Genomic DNA, 19787 nt, shown 5'->3' with positions numbered 1-19787 from the left:
CCTGGGTCACCGTCACCGTTTCGGGCGGTGGCGGTGGTGGCTCTTCGCTCGGTGGAGGCGGCGGAGGTGGTGGCGGCGGCGTGGTGGTCGTGATCTCGTCCTGCACCGGGGGCGCCACGGTCGTCGTCGAGGTCTCGGGCGTCGCGAGGTTGTCGGTGTCGGTGCGGGTCACCAACACCGAAACGGAGACCACCAGCGCGATGGCCGCGATGATGGCCGCCACGCCGACGACCCACGGCCACCGTGGCGGTGCGGGTTGGTCGACCGGTTCGGGCGGCTCGTAGTTGTCGTAGTCGTACAGCGACGAGTCGGCCGGTACATACGGGCCCGCCGTGAACTGCTCGGACTCCGGCGCCGAATAGGCCCGCGAGTAGAAGTCGGTGTCGCTGCTGTCGGGCGGAGGCTGGTCACCGCCGGTCTGGTTCGGATCCTGACTCGGCTCCCGACTCTGAAAATCCGACCCTTCGTCATCCGGGGGATTCGGCCCGCTCATTTACGCCTATCCTTCTCGACTACTCAACCGGCGCGGCACGCCACAGACTCCCGGCTCAGCGGCGGCGACTGACCGTGCCTCGGCAACATTACCCAACGCCGTAACCGGGCGTGATCACCCGCCACGGTTCCCGCCGCAAGTGGTGGCCCGATTGTGACCTTGGCTGTGACCCTGGCCGCCCGCACCGAACGGCAGGGCAGCCGATTCGACGGTCAGTGCTTCTCGGGGCCGGTGTAGTACTCGAAGGTCAGGCCCGCGACCGTCGTGATCACGAAGCACGCACCGGCCACGATGAGCCACGGCAGCCAGAGCGCCACACCGACCGCAGCGATCGAGGCCGATAGCGCGATCATCACCGGCCACCAGCTGTGCGGGCTGAAGAAGCCGAGCTCACCGGCACCGTCGCTGATCTCGGCGTCCTCGTAGTCCTCGGGCCGGGTGTCCAGGCGCCGGGCCACGAACCGGAAGAACGTGCCGGTGATCAGGGTCAGTCCGGCGGTCAACACCAGCGCGGTGGTACCGGCCCATTCGATGCCGCCGTACTGGAACATCGCCGTCAGCACCGCGTAGACGACGGCGGCGAGAACGAAGAACGCGGTCAAGAACTCGAACAGCCGGGCTTCGATATGCATGTGGTGTCCCTACTTGCTGGCCTGCGTTAGCTGGGGCGCCAGTTCACCGCGACGGGTGTCGAACGGCTTCGTGGTGACGGCGGTCGGCGGCTGGTTGATCGCCTGCAGCGCCTGGGCGTTGGTCCTGCCGTCGATGCGCTGCTGCAGATAGGCCTTGAAGTCGTTCGGCTCCACCACGCGCAGTTCGAAGTTCATCATCGCGTGGTAGGTGCCGCACATCTCGGTGCACCGCCCGACGAACGCCCCGGTCTGGGTGATCTCGCTGATCTGGAAGGTGTTGTCGGAGTTGTTGGCCCGCGGGTTAGGCATCACGTCGCGCTTGAACAGGAACTCCGGCACCCAGAATCCGTGGATGACGTCGGCGGAGGCGATCTGGAACTCGATGCGCTTGCCGGACGGCACCACCAGCACCGGGATCTCCGAGGACGTGCCGAGCGTCTCGACCTTGTCGAACGCCAGATACGAGCGGTCCTGCGGGTGCTTGCCGGCGATCACGCCGAATGCGGGGTCGTGTGAACCGAATTCGCCGCCGTGCTCACCCTCCAGGCCCTCGGGGCCGGAGGCCACGGCGGCCGCGCGCTCGGGGTCGGCGCCGTCGTAGGTGAAGGTGCCGTCGGAGAAGTTCACCGACTTGTAACCGAACTTCCAGTTCCACTGGAAGGCGGTGACATCGACGACGACTTCGGGGTTCGACTCCTCGTGCAGCATCCTCTCCTGCACCACCACGGTGAAGTAGAACAGCACCGAGATGATCAGGAACGGTATGACGGTCAGCACCAGTTCCAGCGGCATGTTGTAGCCGAACTGGCGGGGCAGCTCGGTGTCGGTCTTCTTGGCCCGGTGGAACGCCGAGGACCAGAAGATGAGGCCCCACACGATCGCGCCGACGACCAGCGAGGCGATCACCGAGCCGATCCACAGTTCGCGGTTGACGTGCGCTTCGGGCGTGATGCCCTTCGGCCATCCCAGGCCCAGCACCTCCGACCAGCTGCAACCGCTGAGCAGCAACGCCGTAGCACCCAGGACGATTGACAGCGACGCGGTTCGCGCCACCGCCTTCAGCCCGCGAGGTGTCACGTTGGAGCCTCCTAGAAGTCAGTGACGCGCGACCGCGGTGCGGTCAATTTCTGGAGCGAATACTACGCAGCGTAGACCACGCCCGGGTGCAGGTCTCAACACACCTCACGATTAGGCATACTGGCGCCGTGTGCGGACTGCTGGCCCTCGTATGTGACCCGTCCGCTGACGTCTCCCCCGCGCTGATCGACGCGGTGTCCGGTGCATCCCACCTGATGCGTCATCGCGGCCCCGACGAGCCCGGGACCTGGTCCGACGACCGGGTCGTGCTCGGGTTCAACCGGTTGTCGATCATCGACATCGCCCACAGCCACCAACCCCTGCGGTGGGGACCGCCGGACACGCCCGACCGCTATGTGCTCGTGTTCAACGGCGAGATCTACAACTACCTCGAGCTACGCGAGGAACTGTCGGCCCGGCACGGCGTGACGTTCAACACCGACGGTGACGGCGAGACGATCATCGCGGCCTACCACCACTGGGGCACCGACGCGCTGACCCGACTGCGCGGCATGTTCGCCTTCGCGTTGTGGGACACCGTCGGCGGTGAGCTGTTCTGCGCCCGCGACCCGTTCGGCATCAAGCCGCTCTATCTCGCCACTGGCCCCGGCGGCACGGCGGTGGGCAGCGAGAAGAAGTGCCTGCTCGAGCTCGCCGACGAACTGGGCCTCGACCTCGACATCGATCAGCGCGCCGTTCAGCACTACACGGTGCTGCAGTACGTGCCCGAACCCGAGACGCTGCAGGTCGGGATCCGGCGGCTGGAGTCGGGTAGCTACGGGCGCGTGCGGCCGGGCGGCGAACTCGAGGTGACCCGCTACTTCCACCCGCGGTTCACCGCTGTGCCGTTCATACAGGGCCGCGAGCAGGAGCGCTACGACGAGATCACCGCGGTGCTCGAGGATTCGGTGGCCAAGCACATGCGCGCCGACGTGACCGTGGGCGCGTTCCTGTCCGGCGGCATCGACTCGACGGCGATCGCCGCGCTGGCCATGCGTCACAACCCGCGGTTGATCACGTTCACCACCGGATTCGAGCGGGAAGGCTTCTCCGAGGTCGACGTCGCGGTCGCCTCGGCAGAGGCGATCGGCGCCAGACATGTGGCCAAGGTCGTCAGCCAGTCTGAGTTCGTCGACGCGCTGCCCGAAATCGTCTGGTATCTCGACGAACCCGTGGCCGACCCGGCGCTGGTTCCGTTGTTCTTCATCGCCCGCGAAGCCCGCAAACACGTCAAGGTGGTGCTCTCCGGCGAGGGCGCCGATGAGTTGTTCGGCGGCTACACCATCTACCGGGAACCATTGTCGCTGAAGCCCTTCGAATACCTGCCGCGGCCGCTGCGACGGTCGCTGGGGCGGGCGTCGCGACCGCTGCCCGAGGGGATGCGGGGCAAGAGCCTGCTGCACCGCGGTTCGCTCACGCTCGAGGAGCGCTACTACGGCAATGCGCGCAGCTTCTCCGACGAGCAACTGCGCGCGGTGCTTCCCGGCTTCCGCCAGGAGTGGACGCACACCGACGTGACCGCACCGGTGTACGCCGCGTCGCAGGGGTGGGACCCGGTCGCGCGCATGCAGCACGTCGACCTGTTCACCTGGTTGCGAGGCGACATCCTCGTCAAGGCGGACAAGATGACCATGGCGAACTCGCTCGAACTGCGGGTGCCCTTCCTGGACCCCGAGGTTTTCGCGGTCGCTTCCCGCCTGCCGTATGACCAGAAGATCACCAGGGCGACAACGAAGTTCGCATTACGGCGGGCGTTGGAGCCGATCGTTCCCGAGCACGTGCTCAACCGGCCCAAGCTGGGCTTCCCCGTCCCGATCCGGCACTGGCTGCGGGCCGGCGAGCTGCAGGACTGGGCGTACTCGATGGTCAGCTCGTCACAGGCCGGCGATCTGGTCGACCTCGCGACCGTTCGCACCATGCTCGACGAACACCGTGACGGCACAAGCGATCACAGCCGCCGGCTGTGGACCGTGCTGATCTTCATGCTGTGGCACGCGATCTTCGTCGAGCACAGCATCACCCCGCAGATCGGCGAGCCGACCTACCCGGTGCAGCTCTAGCTACTAGAGCGCCTCCCTATTTGAGAGCCGAGGCGATCTCTTTGGCCGCTTCGTCGCCGTAGGCGCCGCTGAGCCGCTGGATCGCCTCGTCGCGGTCCCAGCTCCATTCCTGCGGCCCGGGCGCCTCGAACACGAGCACGGCCACCAGGGAGGCGAGCTGCGCCGAACGCTCCAGGTTCAGCCCGGCACTGCGACCGGTCAGGAAGCCGGCACGGAACGCATCTCCGATACCGGTCGGATCGGCCTGGTGCTTCTCGGGCACCACCCCGACGTGGATGAAAGTGCCGTCCGAACTGACCAGGTCCACGCCCTTGGGGCCGAGGGTGGTGACGCGAATCCCGATCTGGCTCATCACCTGCGCCTCGCTCCAGCCTGACTTCTGCAGCAGCAGGTCCCACTCGTAGTCGTTGGTGAACAGGTACGTGGCGCCGTCGATCAGCCTGCGGATCTCCTCACCGGAGAGCCGCGCCAGCTGCTGGGAGGGGTCGGCGGCGAAGGGCAGGCCGAGTTTGCGGCACTCCTCGGTGTGCAGAAACATCGCGTCGGGGTCGTTGGCGCCGATGATCACCAGCTCGGGCTGCCCGATCCGCTTCGTCAGATCGGCCAGCGAGATGTTGCGCGCCTCCGACATCGCACCCGGATAGAACGACGCGATCTGCGCCATGGCGTCGTCGGTGGTGCAGACGAACCGGGCGGTGTAGGCGGTCTCGGAGACCAGCACGCACTCGGTGTCGACGCCGACGGCCTCCAGCCAGCTGCGGTAGTCGTCGAAGTCGCGCCCGACGGCGCCCACGAGTGCGACGTCACCGCCGAGCACACCGATCGCGAAGGCCATGTTGCCCGCCACGCCGCCGCGGTGCACGACGAGGTCGTCGACCAGGAAGCTGAGCGAGACTTTCTGCAGGTGTTCGGGGAGCAGCTGTTCGGAGAACTTCCCGGGGAACCGCATCAGATGGTCGGTTGCAATCGATCCGGTCACCGCGATTGTCACGAACTGCACCCTTCATTTATTAAGTCGCCTAGGTATTCTAGTGCGCTAACCTGCGTACAAAAGTCCGCCAGCAACTGTAGACAGGCGCATTCCGACCCACATCTCGGGGGAGCAAATCTATGACCGGCCCGTACCCGCCCGAATACGGCGCTGGACCGACCGGCCCGCAAATGTATCCGCAATCACTTCCGTATCCGGAAAATGTGCCGTCGGCGTATCCGGGCATGCTGCCGCCGCCGGTGCCGTACCGGAAGAAGAAGCGCTGGCCGATCGTCCTGGCAGCGGTGGTCGTGGTCGCGTTGGTCGCAGCGGTCGTGGCGGTCATCGCCATGGCGGGCGGGGACGAGGAGCCGGCCAGTTCGAACGCGCTGAGCGAATCCTCGGCAACGGCGGCCATCCAGGACTACCTGGATGCGCTGACCAATGGCGACGACGAGACCGTCGCCCGCCACACCCTGTGTGGGCTGTTCGATGCGGTGAAGGAGAAGCGCTCGGATCTGGCGCTGGCGCGCCTGTCGGGTGACGCGTTCCGCAAGCAGTACAGGCAGGCCGAGGTGATATCGATCGACAAGATCGTCCAGCCCTCGCCCCATCAGGCGCAGGTGCTGTTCACCATGCGGGTGACGCCGGCGGGCGGATCGCGCCGAGGGCAGAACGACACCCGCGAACAGCAGGCCGTCGCTCAGCTGTTGGCCCAAGACAACGAAATCCTGGTGTGTTCTTACCTGCCACGCACGTCAGGTCAGTACTGACCGACTGGGTCGGAAATCAGTTGAACGAGTCGCCGCAGGCGCACGAGCCGGTGGCGTTGGGGTTGTCGATCGTGAATCCCTGCTTCTCGATCGTGTCGACGAAGTCGATGATCGCGCCCTGCACATACGGTGCGCTCATCCGGTCCACCGTCAGGTTCACGCCGCCGAACTCCACGGACAGGTCACCGTCGAGCGACCGGTCGTCGAAGAACAGGTTGTAGCGCAGTCCGGCACACCCACCCGGCTGCACGGCGATGCGCAGGGCGAGGTCGTCGCGGCCCTCCTGGTCCAGCAACGCCTTGGCCTTCGCGGCAGCGGCGTCGGTCAGGGTCACGCCGTGGGCGGCGGTCGCCGTCCCTGGGGTTCCTGCCGACTCTTCCTGAACTGTCATTACGTCTCCTGTAGGCCTCATTGTCGTGGCGCGTACAAATCAACGGTACCTCGTCTCGACGCTATTCCCGAGTTTGTCCCCAGGCCTCCTCCCCTGGCACTACCGCTCCTCGCGACGGAAGTAACCTGGCAGGCGTGAAGCTGCTGGGCCGCAAGAAAGACGACAAGCCGACCGCCGACGCGTCGAGCGCCGATGTGTCGGAGAACACCGGCGCCGAAGCGCAGGAAACCGCCCGGCCTGCAGGCACCACCCCACCGAAAGGCAGGCCGACCCCCAAGCGCGATCAGGCGGCCCGCAAGCGCGGTCCGGTGGCACCCGCCCCGATGACGGCCGCCGAAGCGCGTCGCCGCCGCAAAGAGATGCGCAACACGATGAGCCGTGAGGAGCGCCGCGAGGAGAAGGCGGCGCGCCGCGAGCAGATGACCGAGCGCCGCGAGAAGATGATGGCCGGCGAAGAGGCCTACCTGCTCCCCCGGGACAAAGGACCGGTGCGCCGCTATGTCCGCGACGTGGTGGACGCCCGGCGCAATGTGCTCGGGCTGTTCATGCCGTCGGCCCTTGGCCTGATCTTCGTGATGCTCGCGGTGCCCTCGGTCGAGGTGCAGCGCCTGCTCTCCCCCGCGATGCTCGTGCTGGTGCTGATCATGGTGATCGACGGCTTCATCCTCGGCCGTCGGGTCAACCGGCTGGTCGACGAGAAGTTCCCGAACAACACCGAAGGCGGCTGGAAGCTCGGTTTCTACGCGGCCAGCCGCGCCTCGCAGTTGCGTCGCATGCGCGCACCGCGCCCGCAGGTGAACCGCGGCGACAAGGTCACCTGAGCCCGGTGCGCACCCTGGTGCTCGGCGGCATCCGATCGGGTAAGTCGCAATGGGCTGAAGCCGCGCTCGCCGGCGAGGCGACCGACGCGCAACCGATGTGCTACCTGGCCACCGGACCTTCGTCCACCGACGATCCCGAGTGGGCGGCCCGGGTGGCGGCCCACCGATCGCGCCGTCAGGCTCGGTGGTCCACCGTCGAAACCACCGACGTCGCAACGCAATTACGCGCGCACCCCTCCGCAACACTGGTCGATGACATCGGTACATGGCTGGCAGCGGCGATGGACCGCTCGGGTGCATGGACCGGCGGCTCGGTCGCCGCGGACGTCGACGACCTGCTCGACGCGGTCGACGGCTTCCCCGCTCCGCTGGCGGTGGTGAGCCCCGAGGTGGGGCTGACCGTCGTGCCGGCGACGGCGGCCGGTCGCCGTTTCGCCGACGAGCTGGGATCGCTCAACCAACGGCTCGCGACGGTCTGCGATCGGGTCGTGCTCGTCATCGCCGGGCAGCCACTGGCCGTGAAGGACCCGGTGTGACGGACTTTCCGGCGGTCCAGCCACCCGACGCCGAGGTCGCCGCCGCCGCCCGTGCGCGCCAAGGCCAACTGGCCAAACCTGCAGGCTCCCTGGGCCGCCTCGAAGACCTCGCGGTCTGGATCGCGTCATGTCAGGGGGTATGCCCGCCGCGGCCGCTTGAGCGCCCCCGCCTTGTGGTGTTCGCCGGGGACCACGGCGTCGCCTCGGCGGGAGTTTCGGCCTACCCGTCGGGCGTCACCGCGCAGATGGTCGCCACCTTCGACGCCGGCGGCGCGGCGATCAACGTGCTGGCCGAGGCCGCAGGCGCGACCGTGCGGGTCGTCGACATCGCGGTCGACACCGAAGAACCGCACTCGCCGTCGATCGGTGCGCACAAGGTACGCCGGGGCAGCGGCGACATCACGGTCGAGGACGCGTTGAGCGCCGACGAGGTCACCGCCGCGCTCGAGGCCGGCCGCCGCGTCGTCGACGACGAGGTCGATTCGGGTGCCGACCTGCTTATCGCGGGCGATATGGGCATCGGAAACACAACCCCGGCAACGACTTTGATCGCGGCGCTCACCGACACCGAGCCGGTCGTGCTGGTCGGGCGAGGCACCGGGGTCGACGACGCGGGCTGGGCACGCAAGGCCGCCGCCGTCCGTGACGCGCTGTACCGCTGCCGCAACAGCCTTACCGATCCCGTTGCGCTGCTGCGTATCTGCGCCGGCGCCGATCTCGCCGCGATCGCCGGATTCTGTGCGCAAGCGGCCGTGCGGCGGACGCCGGTGCTGCTCGACGGCCTGGTGGTGACAGCGGCCGCACTGCTGGCCGAACGCCTGGCACCCGGCGCCCGCCAGTGGTGGCAGGCCGGGCATCTGTCCACCGAACCAGCCCACGAGGTGGCGCTGAACCGGCTGGGACTCGAGCCGATCGTCGACATGCGCATGCGTCTCGGCGAGGGCACCGGGGCCGCGGTGGCACTCCCCGTCGTGCGCGCGGCGGTGGCCACGCTGACGTCGATGGCGACGTTCGACGAAGCCGGCGTCACGCAGGTTACCCAGGAGAACTAACCGGTGATCCGTTCGCTTGCAGGGGCTTTCGCGTTCGGCACCGTCGTACCGGTACGGAGTTCGGTCGCGATCGGTCGCGGTGCGTTGACGGCGTTGCCGGTGGCCGGCGCGGCAGTCGGCGGGCTGGCGGCGGCCACGGTGTGGGCGGCGTCGTGGGCGTTCGGGCCTGGAGCCCTGGCCGGTGTGCTGGCGGTGGCCGCCGTCGTGGCCGCGACGCGTGCCCTGCACATCGACGGGCTCGCCGACACCGCCGACGGTTTGGGCTGTTACGGCCCGCCGCAGCGCGCCCTCGAGGTGATGCGGGACGGCTCGGCGGGCCCGTTCGGCGTTGCCGCGGTGGTCGTGGTGATCCTGTCGCAGGCCTTCACGTTCGGCGGCCTGACGGCCGTCGGGCTGGTGGTGGCGGTCATGGCGGGGCGGGTGGCGGCGGTGCTGGCGTGCCGTCGAGGCGTGCCCGCGGCGGCGGGAAGTGTGCTGGGCGCTCGCGTCGCGGGCACGCAATCGGCGTTGGTGGTCGTCGCGTGGACGGGCGCCGTCGCCGGGTTGGCCGCGCTCGCGGGTCCCCGGCTCTGGCAGGGGCCACTGGCCGTAGTCGTCGGGCTCGCGTGCGGCGCGGTGCTCGTGGCGCACTGCGTGCGGCGCTTCGGCGGCATCACCGGCGACGTGCTCGGCGCCGCGATCGAGGTGACGACCGTGATCACGGCGTTGGGGCTGGCGATCCGCTGAAGTCGCCGGAGTGGCCCGGCTCAGCCGAGCCGGGCCATCCAGCCGTGCGTATCGGCGAAGGTGCCGCGTTGGATCCCGGTCAACGTGTCACGCAGCGCCATCGTGATCTCCCCCGGCCCGCCGTCGGCGATGGTGAACTCGCCCTCGGCGTGCTTGACTGTGCCGACGGGGGTGATGACCGCGGCGGTCCCGCACGCGAACACCTCGGTGATCTCGCCCGCGGCCGCCTTCTTCTGCCACTCGTCGACGTCGATCTTGCGTTCCTCGACCGCAAAGCCAGCGTCGGATGCCAACTGCAGCAACGAATCCCGCGTGACACCGGGCAGGATCGAACCGCTCAGCTCGGGGGTGATCAGCCGTGCCGACCCGCCGCTGCCGAAGACGAAGAACAGGTTCATCCCGCCCATCTCCTCGACATAGCGGCGTTCGGCGGCATCCAACCACACCACCTGGTCGCAGTCGTTGTCCGCGGCCTGGGCCTGGGCCAGCAGCGAAGCCGCGTAGTTGCCGCCGAACTTGGCGGCGCCGGTACCGCCCGGGCAGGCCCGCACGTATTCGGTGGACAGCCACACGGAGACCGGTTTGATGCCGCCCGTGAAGTAGGCGCCGGCGGGCGAGGCGATGACCATGTAGCGGTATTCGGTCGCCGGCCGCACACCGAGTCCTGGCTCGGTGGCGAATACGAAGGGCCGCAGATACAGCGACTCTTCACCACCGGCGGGTGGGACCCATTGCTCGTCGACCGCGATGAGCTGGCGCAGCGACTCGATGAAGACGTCGTCGGGCAGTTCGGGAATGGCGAGCCGACGCGCCGACGTCCGCAGCCTGCGCGCGTTGGCCTCGGGCCGGAACGACACGACCGAGCCGTCCGCCCAGCGGTAGGCCTTGAGCCCCTCGAAGATCTCCTGCGCGTAGTGCAGCACGATCGCCGACGGGTCGAGTTCGATCGGGCCGTAGGGGATCACGCGTGCGTTGTGCCAGCCTTCCCCCTCGGTCCCGTCCTTTTTCCAGTCGATCGAGACCATGTGATCGGTGTGGTAGCGGCCGAATCCTGGATCGGCCAGGATCGACGCCCGTACCTCGTCGCTCGCCCGGTTCGCATTGCGCTCAACCGTGAACTCGAGGGGGCCGTCAGTCATGCGCCGATTGTATATCCGGGCGCTACCGGGTTTTTGCCGCGACGAACGGGGGCTTGACCACCTCGCACTCGACCGCGCGGCCGCGGACGTCGACCGCGACGCGGGCTCCGTCGGCGATATCGGCCGCGGTGTCGAGCAACGCCAGCCCGATGCCGACTTTCAATGTGGGAGAGAAGGTTCCCGATGTCGTCACTCCGACGGGCCGATCACCGTCGAGCACGGTGAGATCGGCACGCAACACTCCCCGCCCGACGGCCTTCACACCGCGCAGCAGCCGGGGCGGGCCGGCTTCCTTCTCGGCAAGCAGCGCGTCGCGCCCCCAGAACGCCTCCTTGCGCCAGCCGATGGCCCACCCGCAGCGGGCCTGCAGCGGCGAGAAGTCCGGCGACAGTTCGTGGCCGTGCAGCGGATAACCCATCTCGGTGCGCAGGGTGTCGCGCGCCCCCAGCCCCGCGAGCTCGCCACCGGCGGCGGTGACGGCCTCGAGCAGTGCGTCGAAGACCACGCCCGCGCTGTCCCACGGCGGCAGCAGCTCGTAACCGTGTTCGCCGGTGTAGCCGGTGCGGCAGACCCGCAGGGGTACGCCGGCGAACTCCGCGTCGGCGTAGCCCATGTAGTCCATGTCGGTGGGTAAGCCCAACGCGCCGACCGTCTCGGCCGATTTTGGTCCCTGAACCGCAAGCACCGCGTATGACCGGTGTTCGTCGGTGATAGTCAGGCCTGCAGGCGCCCGCTCCCGCAGCGCGTCGACGACCGCGGCGGTGTTGGCGGCGTTGGGCACCAGGAAGATTTCGTCGTCGGAGACGTAGTAGGCGATCAGGTCGTCGATCACCCCGCCGGAGTCGTTGCAGCACAACGTGTATTGCGCCTTGCCGGGGCCGATCCGGCGCAGGTCGTTCGTGAACGCGGAGTTGATGTAATCGGCGGCGCCCGGACCGCGCACCAGCGCCTTGCCCAGATGGCTGACGTCGAACAGCCCGACGGAGGTGCGCGTCGAGTTGTGCTCGCTGACCGTTCCCGCGTACGAAACGGGCATCAGCCAGCCGCCGAACTCGGCGAAGTTCGCTCCGAGTTCGCGGTGGCGGTCTTCCAGCGGGCCCTTGGACACCTCGTTCATCTCACCGTGCGTCACGCCGATCCACCCTAATGGGGCCGCGAAGTTGGCACACTTGTGCAGGTGGTCGACCTCGACGCGCTGCAAGCCGCCGGGATCGCCGACGCCCATGCGCGGGCCGGGCTGATCGCCTACCTCGACTCGCTGGGCTTTTCCGCCGAGGAGATGGTCGAGGCCGAACGCCGCGGCCGGCTCTTCGGTCTGGCCGGCGACGTCCTGCAGTGGTCGGGGCCTCCCACCTACACCCTGCGGGCGGCCGCCGAACAACTCGGCGTCGACCTCGCCGACCTCGCCCACGCCTGGCAGGCGCTCGGTCTGCGCGTCGCCGGCCCCGACGTGCCCGCGCTGAGCCGCGCCGACGTCGACGCGCTGGCGTCGTGGCGGACGATCAGCGCGGTGACCGGCTCCGACGCCGCGCTCAACTTCCTCCGGATCATCGGTGCGACGATGGCGCGCCTCGCCGAGGCCAGCGGAACGATGATCCGGCTCGCGCAGCCCGATCTGTTGATGACGCACACCCACGACGAGCTGACCACCGCGCGCGCCTACCGTTCGGTCGCCGCGCTGGTGCCCGGAATCTCGGCGCTGATGGATGCGGTGTGGCGCCACCACATCACCAGCGCCAGGGCCTACTTCGAGGACGTCATTCACGACGCGTCGGCGATGGTGACCTGCGGCGTCGGGTTCGCCGACCTGTCGGGGTTCACGGTGCTGACCCAGCGGCTGAGCCCGACGGAGCTGTCGGATCTGCTGGTCGAGTTCAGCGGCGCGGTCAGCGACGTGGTGCACGGCGACGGCGGCCGGGTGGTCAAGTTCATCGGCGACGAGGTGATGTGGGTGAACTCCAGCCCGGAGCAGCTGGTCAAGGCCGCGACCGACCTGGTCGAGTATTCCGGGGCGCGCGAGAGCGGCCTGGGGGTTCGTGCCGGCCTGGGGTATGGGCTGGTGCTCTCGATCGGAGGCGACTACTTCGGCACCCCCGTCAACCTGGCAGCCCGACTGGTCAGCGCGGCGGCGCCCGGCCAGATACTCGCCGGGCACGATGTGCGCGATGCGCTGCCCGATCACCCTGCGGTCCAGCTGGAACCCTTGACGCTCAAGGGGTTCGAGGGCCCGGTCACGGCCTACGACCTTCACACCGGCTCCTGAAGCTAGGGTTGGGTTTCGTGAGCCCTGCAACCCCCGGATATCAGACCCCGACCGTCACCGTCAGCACGTCGCTGCCCAAACGCAAAGCCGATGGCTCGGTGCTGGTCGTTCCCGTGGTGAACGGGGACGACGACTCAGAGGTGAAGGTGGTGCCCAACCCGTCCCTCCACGCCGCGGCGGTCGCCGAGATCGAGTCCGCGCTGGCGGCGCTGAACGCCAAGGGCGGCTGCGAGCAGGTCACGCGCGTCGTCGCACCGTCGCTTCCGGTGGGCAGCGTGCTGGCCGTCGGGCTCGGTAAGCGACGGGACGGGTATCCGGCCGATGTCATCCGCCGCGCGGCCGGGGTGGCGGCGCGCTCGCTCAACGGCACCGAGTCAGTGCTGACCACGCTGTCGGGCGTGGGCCTCGCGGCGGCGGTCGAGGGCCTGATTCTGGGGGCATACCGGTTCAGCGACTTCCGCAGCGACAAGACCGCACCCAAAGACGCCGGCCTCCGCGAGATCACCGCCCTGACCTCGGACACGAAGTCGACCACCAAAGCGGCCGCACAACGTGCAGCGGACATCGCCACCGCGGTGGCCACCGCCCGCGATTTCGTCAACACTCCCCCCAGCCACCTGTTTCCCGACGAGTTCGCCCGGCGCGCAAAGGCGTTGGGCGAGGCGGTGGGACTATCGGTCGAGGTCCTCGACGAGAAGGCGCTGGAGAAGGCCGGTTACGGCGGCATCATCGGCGTCGGCAAGGGTTCGTCGCGGCCACCGAGGCTGGTGCGGCTGTCCCACAAGGGCGCCAAGCGTAAAGGCAAACGTGTCGCGTTGGTCGGCAAGGGAATCACGTTCGATACCGGCGGCATCTCGATCAAGCCCGCGGCGAACATGCACCACATGACCTCCGACATGGGCGGTGCGGCGGCCGTCATCGCCACGGTGGTGCTGGCGGCCAAGCAGAAGCTGCCGATCGACGTGATCGCCACGGTGCCGATGGCCGAGAACATGCCGTCGGCAACCGCGCAGCGTCCCGGTGACGTGTTGACGCAGTACGGCGGCATCACGGTCGAGGTGCTCAACACCGACGCCGAAGGCAGGCTGATCCTGGCCGACGCGATCGTGCGCGCGGGTGAGGACAAGCCGGACTATCTGATCGAGACTTCGACGCTGACCGGCGCCCAGACCGTCGCCCTCGGCGCCCGGACGCCGGGCGTCATGGGCAGCGACGAGTTTCGCGACCGGGTGGCCACTATTTCGCAGTCGGTCGGCGAGAACGCCTGGGCGATGCCATTGCCCGAGGAACTCAAGGACGATCTGAAGTCCACGGTCGCCGACCTCGCCAACGTCAGCGGTTCGCGCTATGCCGGCATGCTCGTGGCGGGCACTTATCTGCGCGAGTTCGTGCCGGACGGTGTGCAGTGGGCCCACATCGACATCGCGGGCCCGGCGTACAACACCGGAGGGCCGTGGGGCTACACGGGTAAGGGCGGCACGGGTGTGCCGACGCGGACGATGTTCGCGGTCCTCGAGGACATAGCCGCGAGCGGCTGATCAACTCCCGTGAGGCCGACGAAATGGCGGCTTTTCGGCGCAAAAATCCGCCAGAACGTCGGTCTCGGCGCTCGTCGGTCTCGGGGCCGATCGGTCTCGGCGCTCGTCGGTCTCGGGACCGCTAGACGACCTTGCCGCGCGCGGCGCTGCGCATCACCTGCGGAAGCAGGTGTGCGACGCCGTAGACGATGTGGGCCTCCGGGGCGACGGGGCGGATGGGCTTGTTCTTCTTGACCGCCGACACGATCGCGTTGGCGACCTTGTCCGGACCGTACCGCCGCCGGGAGAACGCCTTCTCGAGCTGCGCGCGACGGGCTTCGGCCTGCTCCCGCTTGGCGGCGGGTATGTCGAACCGGGTGGTGTGCACGATGTTGGTGTCGATGACGCCGGGGCACACCGTGGTCAGCCCGACTCCCGCCTGGTCCAGTTCGGCGCGCAGGCAGTCGCCGAACATGAAGACCGCCGCCTTACTCGTGGCATAGGCGTTCATCGACTGTTGCGGTGAGTACGCGGCCATCGAGGAGATGTTGACGACGTGCCCGCCAAGTCCGCGGTCAACCATCCTGCGCCCAAAGGCCCTGCAGCAGTTGACGACTCCGCCGAAGTTGATGGCCAGCACGCGGTCGTACTCCTCGCGCGGGGTGTCGAAGAACATGCCCGCGTGCCCGACGCCTGCGTTGTTGACCACGACTCGTCGGGCACCCCGTGTTCTGCGCACACCTTTTCGGCGAACCGCTCGACGGACTCTGCGTCCGACACGTCCACGGTGTAGGCGTGCGCGACTCCGCCGCGCGCGGCGACGTGGGCCGCGGTCTCCTTCGCGGTGCCCTCGTCGATATCGCTGACCACGATTTCAGCGCCCTCGCGGGCGAATGCCAGCGCCGTCGCACGGCCGATGCCGCTACCAGCGCCTGTGACGGAAACCAGTGTGTGGCTGAAGTATTCGCGCGGGTTGCTGACCTGCGCGCGCAGGAGTTCACGCGCGGGTGGCTTGCCGCCGAGGAAGTCGACGAGCTGTTCGACGGACAGGGCGATGGCTCGCGGATGCGACATCGGCGACCAGTGCCCGGCGGCAAGGTCGCGCCGCCACAGCCGAGCCACCCATTTCTTCGTGTCGTCGTAGACGTGCGGCCGCACGAACGGGTCTTTGGTGTTGACGATGATCTGCACCGGGACGTCGACGTAGTGATCGCGGCGCCCGGGCTTCATCGACCGCAGATAGTTGGCGCCGTAAACCTTGACGCTCTTCGCGGCGTCGGCCTTGTAGGTCGCGGAATGGTGCAACTGCTCACGCGGGATGCCGTCGCGCACCAACAGGATCTGGCGCACCAGGTTCGCGACGAAGCCACGCACCGCCAGCGGTGCGAGCACCGGGATCGAGAAGAGGCCCATGTAGGCGAAGGACAGGAACTGGGTCAGGGCACGGACGAATCGGCGCGGACGCCACGGGCGCAACAGGCTGCTGGTGACGAAGGCGTTGAGATGGTCGATGCTGGGACCGGAGATCGAGGTGAACGACGCGACCCGGTCGCCGGCACCGGGGCGGGCCAGGTACTCCCACATGGCCGCCGAGCCCCAGTCGTGGGCAAGCACGTGCACCGGCTCGCCGGGGCTCACCGCGGCGACGACCGCGTCGAAGTCATCCGCGTACGCAGACATGCGGTAGGCCGAAACCCGTTTGGGCCCAATCGAGTTCCCGACACCGCGATTGTCATACCGCACGATGCGGAACCGGTCGGACAGCAAGGGCACAACGCCGTCCCACAGCACATGCGAGTCGGGCCACCCGTGCACGAGGACCAGGGGCGGCCCCTGCGGATCGCCTTCTTCGTAGACGGCGATTCGCACGTCGTCGGTGCTGTCGACGAACCGCGTAGCGATGTCCCCCATCGCACCTCCCGTGACTTGGCGGAACCGCCGGTACCGTATCAGTGCCTTCCGTTCTCCCCCTACCCTCCGGGTGGAGGCACCCCCACACGCAAGCGTTCGTCAGCGCTCGTCGAGTTCCCGTCGAGCAGCGCGCCGACGCTCGATGCGGCGCTTCTCGTCGTAGTCCCGCATCCGCTGCGGATAGCCGACTTTCTGCACGTCGTACACCGGGATCTTCAGTCGGTCGGACAGCCGCCGCGCGCCGGCGTCTCCCCCGGCGCGTCGCCGCGTCCATTCCCCGTCGGCGGCGACCAGTACCACGGTGACGTCGGTGACGGTGGTCTTCGGTTCGACGAACGCTTCGACGCCGGTGTGCGTGGCGACCCACTGCCGGAGATAGTTCAGATCGGCGGCGGGGTCGGCACCCGAACCCCTGCCTTTACGCTTTCCGCGCCGAAACCTGTCGAGGACTCCCACTCGCGTCCGCGCTCCCTCCGATCATCTCTTTTCGATAGTGCCAGAACAGTGGGTCGGACGGTCTGCGGCGAACTGCGCGTCCGGACGTGACAGGATGGGTATGCAGACAATCACCCAGCACGACTGACGACCGTTCAAGGGAGCGAGGTAGTCAATCACATGGCCATCACCGTTGAGATGCCCGCACTCGGTGAGAGCGTTACCGAGGGGACTGTCACCCGATGGCTCAAGCAAGAGGGTGACACGGTCGAACAAGATGAGCCATTGCTCGAAGTCTCCACCGACAAGGTCGACACCGAGATCCCCGCGCCCGCTTCCGGTGTGCTGAAGAAGATCATCGCCCAGGAGGACGACACGGTCGAGGTGGGCGGCGAGTTGGCGGTCATCGGTGATGCCGACGACGGCGACTCCGGAGGATCCGACGACTCCGAGGAAGCGTCGGACGACGAGGATCAAGGGTCCGACGGCGAGCAGCCCGCCGAGGAGGAGAAGCCCGCCGAGGAACCGGCCGCGCAGCCCGAGCCCGCAGCCGAAGAGACCGAAGACGAGCCCGAGCCCGACGACAAGGACGAGGAAAAGCCCGCCGCGAAGTCCTCGGGTGAGTCTTCGGGTAAGTCGACGCCGGTCCTGATGCCCGAACTCGGCGAGTCGGTGACCGAAGGCACCGTGACCCGCTGGCTGAAGAAGGTCGGCGACAGCGTCGAGGTCGACGAACCGCTGCTCGAGGTGTCGACCGACAAAGTTGATACCGAGATTCCGTCGCCCGTGGCGGGCACCTTGATCTCGATCACCGCCGAAGAGGACGACACCGTCGAGGTGGGCGGCGAGCTGGCCAAGATCGGTGATGCCGACGCAGAAGCCGAGCCCGAACCGGAGCCAGAGCCAGAGCCGGAGCCGGAGCCGGAGCAGGAACCGGAACCGGAACCTGAGCCCGAACCCAAGGAAGAGAAGAAGCCGGAACCGAAGGAAGACAAGAAGCCGGAACCGGCGCAGGAGTCCAAGCCGGAACCGAAGCCGGAACCGAAGCCCGAACCCAAATCCGAGTCCAAGTCCGAACCGCAGCCGGCAAGCGAGTCCGGGCCCTACGTCACCCCGTTGGTGCGAAAGTTGGCCGCGGAGAACAACGTTGACCTCGCCAGCGTGAAGGGCACCGGGGTCGGCGGCCGCATCCGCAAGCAGGACGTGCTCGCGGCCGCGGAGGCCGGCAAGAAACCGGCGGCGTCGACCGAACAGGCGGCCGAGACCCCGGGCAGGTCGCCCGCGGCGGCGAAAGCGCCCGCGGATGCCGACGCGTCGGCGGCGTCGCTCGCACACCTGCGCGGCACCACCCAGAAGGCCACCCGGATCCGGCAGCTGACTGCGAAGAAGACGCGCGAATCCCTGCAGGCGACAGCGCAATTGACGCAGACCCACGAGGTCGACATGACCAGGATCGTGTCGCTGCGGGCGCGGGCGAAGGCGGGGTTCGCCGAACGCGAGGGCGTCAACCTGACGTACCTGCCGTTCATCGCCGTCGCCGTCATCGACGCGCTCAAGGCGCATCCCAATGTCAACGCCAGCTACAACGAGGAAACCAAGGAGATCACCTACTACGACGCCGAGCATCTCGGTATTGCGGTCGACACGGAGCAGGGTCTGCTCTCGCCGGTGATCAAGAACGCCGGTGACCTGTCGCTGGCCGGGCTGGCCCGCGCGATCTCCGACATCGCCGCGCGCGCCAGGTCAAGTGACCTCAAGCCCGACGAGCTGTCCGGCGGCACGTTCACCATCACCAACATCGGCAGTCAGGGCGCGCTGTTCGACACGCCGATCCTGGTGCCGCCGCAGGCGGCGATGCTGGGAACCGGCGCGATCGTCAAGCGGCCGAGGGTGATCGCCGACGAGTTCGGCAACGAGTCGATCGGTGTGCGTTCGGTGTGCTACCTGCCGCTGACATACGACCACCGGCTGATCGACGGTGCCGATGCGGGGCGCTTCCTGACCACCATCAAGCGTCGCCTAGAAGAGGGCGCATTCGAGGCCGATCTGGGCCTCTAGAACGCCTCTAGAGAATCTCGTGTCCGAACCCGTCATCGCGATCGCGGGATCGTCCGGTCTGATCGGCACGGCTCTGGTCTACGCGTTGCGCGCCACCGACCACCGTGTGCTGCGCATCGTCCGGCGCGCACCGTCGAACGCCGACGAGGTGTTCTGGAACCCCGACACCGGCGAATTCGACCCGGCGATGCTGGCCGGGGTGGACGCCGTGGTCAACATGTGCGGGGTCAACGTCGGGGAGAAGCGATGGTCGGGCGCCTTCAAGCAGAGCCTGCGTGACAGCCGCATCGGCCCGACCGAGGTGTTGGCCACCGCAGTCGCCGAGGCCGGGGTTCCGGTGCTGGTCAACGCCAGCGCGGTCGGCTACTACGGCGACACCGGGTCCCAGATCGCCGACGAGACCGCCCCTGCAGGTGACGGGTTCCTCGCCCACTTGTGCGTGGACTGGGAAGCCGCCACCTGGCCCGCTCGCCAGGACGGCGCCCGGGTGGTGCTCGTGCGCTCGGGGCTGGTGCTGGCACAGGCCGGAGGCATGCTCGGCAGGCTCAAGCCGCTGTTCTCCCTGGGGCTTGGCGCTCGGCTGGGCAACGGGCGCCAGTACATGCCGTGGATCAGCCTCGAGGACGAGATCCGCGCGCTGCTGTTCGCGATATCGCACGACGAGCTGTCGGGTCCGGTGAACCTCACCGGCCCGGCGCCGGTCACCAACGCCGAGTTCACCACGGCGTTGGGCCGCGCGGTCAACCGCCCGACACCGCTGATGGTGCCCGGGTTCGCGTTGCGCGCGGCAATGGGCGAGTTCGCCGACGAGGGTTTGCTCGGCGGTCAACGCGCCATCCCCGCCGCGCTCGAGCGGGCCGGATTCGTTTTCCACCACAACACCATTGGTGAAGCGTTGGCGTTCGCCACCGCGCGCCCGGAGTAGCGTCGAGG

Annotated in this window: 17 protein-coding genes and 2 pseudogenes; 10 read left to right on the top strand and 9 right to left on the bottom strand. The window is 68.2% G+C overall.

Annotation, left to right across the window (positions count from 1 at the left end; all coding sequences use genetic code 11):
• The 3 genes and pseudogenes from CEX87_RS23050 to ctaC form a co-directional block, all read right to left on the bottom strand.
• A pseudogene (locus tag CEX87_RS23050) lies at positions 1 to 493 on the bottom strand (hypothetical protein); the annotation flags it as partial.
• Positions 494 to 705: 212 nt separating this feature from the next.
• Complete coding sequence (locus CEX87_RS23045; protein ID WP_064394022.1) at positions 706 to 1125, bottom strand: cytochrome c oxidase subunit 4; 420 nt, start codon at positions 1123 to 1125, stop codon at positions 706 to 708.
• 9 nt (positions 1126 to 1134) lie between these two features.
• Positions 1135 to 2202 carry an aa3-type cytochrome oxidase subunit II gene (gene ctaC / locus CEX87_RS23040; protein WP_064394023.1) on the bottom strand — a complete coding sequence of 356 codons (1068 nt, stop codon included), beginning with the start codon at positions 2200 to 2202 and terminating at the stop codon, positions 1135 to 1137.
• Positions 2203 to 2330: 128 nt separating this feature from the next.
• Between ctaC and asnB the strand changes: the two genes are divergently transcribed.
• Positions 2331 to 4262 (top strand): asparagine synthase (glutamine-hydrolyzing), encoded by a 1932-nt coding sequence (gene asnB / locus CEX87_RS23035; RefSeq protein WP_064394024.1) that lies wholly within the window; start codon positions 2331 to 2333, stop codon positions 4260 to 4262.
• 16 nt (positions 4263 to 4278) lie between these two features.
• On the opposite strand, the gene CEX87_RS23030 is transcribed toward asnB, so the two are convergent.
• Positions 4279 to 5253 carry a carbohydrate kinase family protein gene (locus tag CEX87_RS23030; protein ID WP_064427964.1) on the bottom strand — a complete coding sequence of 325 codons (975 nt, stop codon included), beginning with the start codon at positions 5251 to 5253 and terminating at the stop codon, positions 4279 to 4281.
• Positions 5254 to 5372: 119 nt separating this feature from the next.
• Here CEX87_RS23030 and CEX87_RS23025 point away from each other — a divergent pair, with 119 nt between their 5' ends.
• Positions 5373 to 6005 (top strand): Rv0361 family membrane protein, encoded by a 633-nt coding sequence (locus CEX87_RS23025; RefSeq protein WP_094289245.1) that lies wholly within the window; start codon positions 5373 to 5375, stop codon positions 6003 to 6005.
• Between the two features lie 16 nt (positions 6006 to 6021).
• Here CEX87_RS23025 and CEX87_RS23020 read toward each other — a convergent pair whose 3' ends face one another.
• Positions 6022 to 6396: a HesB/IscA family protein gene (locus tag CEX87_RS23020; RefSeq protein ID WP_064394026.1), complete on the bottom strand. Its 375-nt coding sequence runs from the start codon at positions 6394 to 6396 to the stop codon at positions 6022 to 6024.
• Positions 6397 to 6590: 194 nt separating this feature from the next.
• Between CEX87_RS23020 and CEX87_RS23015 the strand changes: the two genes are divergently transcribed.
• From CEX87_RS23015 to CEX87_RS23000, 4 genes are read left to right on the top strand one after another with little or no spacing between them, the layout of a single operon-like run.
• A complete protein-coding gene (locus CEX87_RS23015; protein ID WP_369816153.1) occupies positions 6591 to 7217 on the top strand; it encodes a DUF3043 domain-containing protein in 627 nt (208 codons plus the stop codon).
• 5 nt (positions 7218 to 7222) lie between these two features.
• Positions 7223 to 7753, top strand: coding sequence for a bifunctional adenosylcobinamide kinase/adenosylcobinamide-phosphate guanylyltransferase (locus CEX87_RS23010; RefSeq protein WP_064425668.1), 531 nt, complete (start codon positions 7223 to 7225; stop codon positions 7751 to 7753).
• The gene (cobT, locus tag CEX87_RS23005; RefSeq protein WP_094289243.1) at positions 7750 to 8805 is read left to right on the top strand and encodes a nicotinate-nucleotide--dimethylbenzimidazole phosphoribosyltransferase; all 1056 of its coding nucleotides are present in this window, start codon (positions 7750 to 7752) and stop codon (positions 8803 to 8805) included. The genes CEX87_RS23010 and cobT overlap by 4 nt, the downstream gene beginning before the upstream one ends.
• A gap of 3 nt (positions 8806 to 8808) precedes the next feature.
• Positions 8809 to 9531, top strand: a complete 723-nt coding sequence (locus tag CEX87_RS23000) for an adenosylcobinamide-GDP ribazoletransferase (RefSeq protein ID WP_094289241.1) — start codon at positions 8809 to 8811, stop codon at positions 9529 to 9531.
• A 20-nt stretch (positions 9532 to 9551) separates the two neighbouring features.
• On the opposite strand, the gene CEX87_RS22995 is transcribed toward CEX87_RS23000, so the two are convergent.
• Both CEX87_RS22995 and gcvT read right to left on the bottom strand, forming a co-directional pair.
• Positions 9552 to 10670 carry a branched-chain amino acid aminotransferase gene (locus tag CEX87_RS22995; RefSeq protein ID WP_094289239.1) on the bottom strand — a complete coding sequence of 373 codons (1119 nt, stop codon included), beginning with the start codon at positions 10668 to 10670 and terminating at the stop codon, positions 9552 to 9554.
• Between the two features lie 22 nt (positions 10671 to 10692).
• Positions 10693 to 11787 carry a glycine cleavage system aminomethyltransferase GcvT gene (gcvT, locus tag CEX87_RS22990; protein ID WP_094289257.1) on the bottom strand — a complete coding sequence of 365 codons (1095 nt, stop codon included), beginning with the start codon at positions 11785 to 11787 and terminating at the stop codon, positions 10693 to 10695.
• Between the two features lie 60 nt (positions 11788 to 11847).
• On the opposite strand from gcvT, the gene CEX87_RS22985 reads away from it, so the two are divergent.
• Together CEX87_RS22985 and CEX87_RS22980 are read left to right on the top strand one after the other, a co-directional pair.
• The gene (locus CEX87_RS22985) at positions 11848 to 12933 is read left to right on the top strand and encodes an adenylate/guanylate cyclase domain-containing protein (RefSeq protein ID WP_064425741.1); all 1086 of its coding nucleotides are present in this window, start codon (positions 11848 to 11850) and stop codon (positions 12931 to 12933) included.
• Positions 12934 to 12950: 17 nt separating this feature from the next.
• The gene (locus CEX87_RS22980; protein ID WP_094289255.1) at positions 12951 to 14471 is read left to right on the top strand and encodes a leucyl aminopeptidase; all 1521 of its coding nucleotides are present in this window, start codon (positions 12951 to 12953) and stop codon (positions 14469 to 14471) included.
• Positions 14472 to 14592: 121 nt separating this feature from the next.
• Here CEX87_RS22980 and CEX87_RS22975 read toward each other — a convergent pair.
• Positions 14593 to 16361, bottom strand: a pseudogene (locus CEX87_RS22975) (SDR family oxidoreductase).
• 99 nt (positions 16362 to 16460) lie between these two features.
• Positions 16461 to 16817 carry a hypothetical protein gene (locus CEX87_RS22970; protein WP_064394033.1) on the bottom strand — a complete coding sequence of 119 codons (357 nt, stop codon included), beginning with the start codon at positions 16815 to 16817 and terminating at the stop codon, positions 16461 to 16463.
• A 159-nt stretch (positions 16818 to 16976) separates the two neighbouring features.
• On the opposite strand from CEX87_RS22970, the gene sucB reads away from it, so the two are divergent.
• A complete protein-coding gene (gene sucB / locus CEX87_RS22965) occupies positions 16977 to 18854 on the top strand; it encodes a 2-oxoglutarate dehydrogenase, E2 component, dihydrolipoamide succinyltransferase (protein ID WP_094289237.1) in 1878 nt (625 codons plus the stop codon).
• 19 nt (positions 18855 to 18873) lie between these two features.
• Positions 18874 to 19779, top strand: coding sequence for a TIGR01777 family oxidoreductase (locus CEX87_RS22960; protein WP_064394035.1), 906 nt, complete (start codon positions 18874 to 18876; stop codon positions 19777 to 19779).
• Positions 19780 to 19787: the final 8 nt, after the last annotated feature.

Source organism: Mycobacterium lehmannii, assembly GCF_002245535.1.
Lineage (GTDB): Bacteria > Actinomycetota > Actinomycetes > Mycobacteriales > Mycobacteriaceae > Mycobacterium > Mycobacterium lehmannii.
This window is presented reverse-complemented; position numbering and strand designations above follow the sequence as displayed.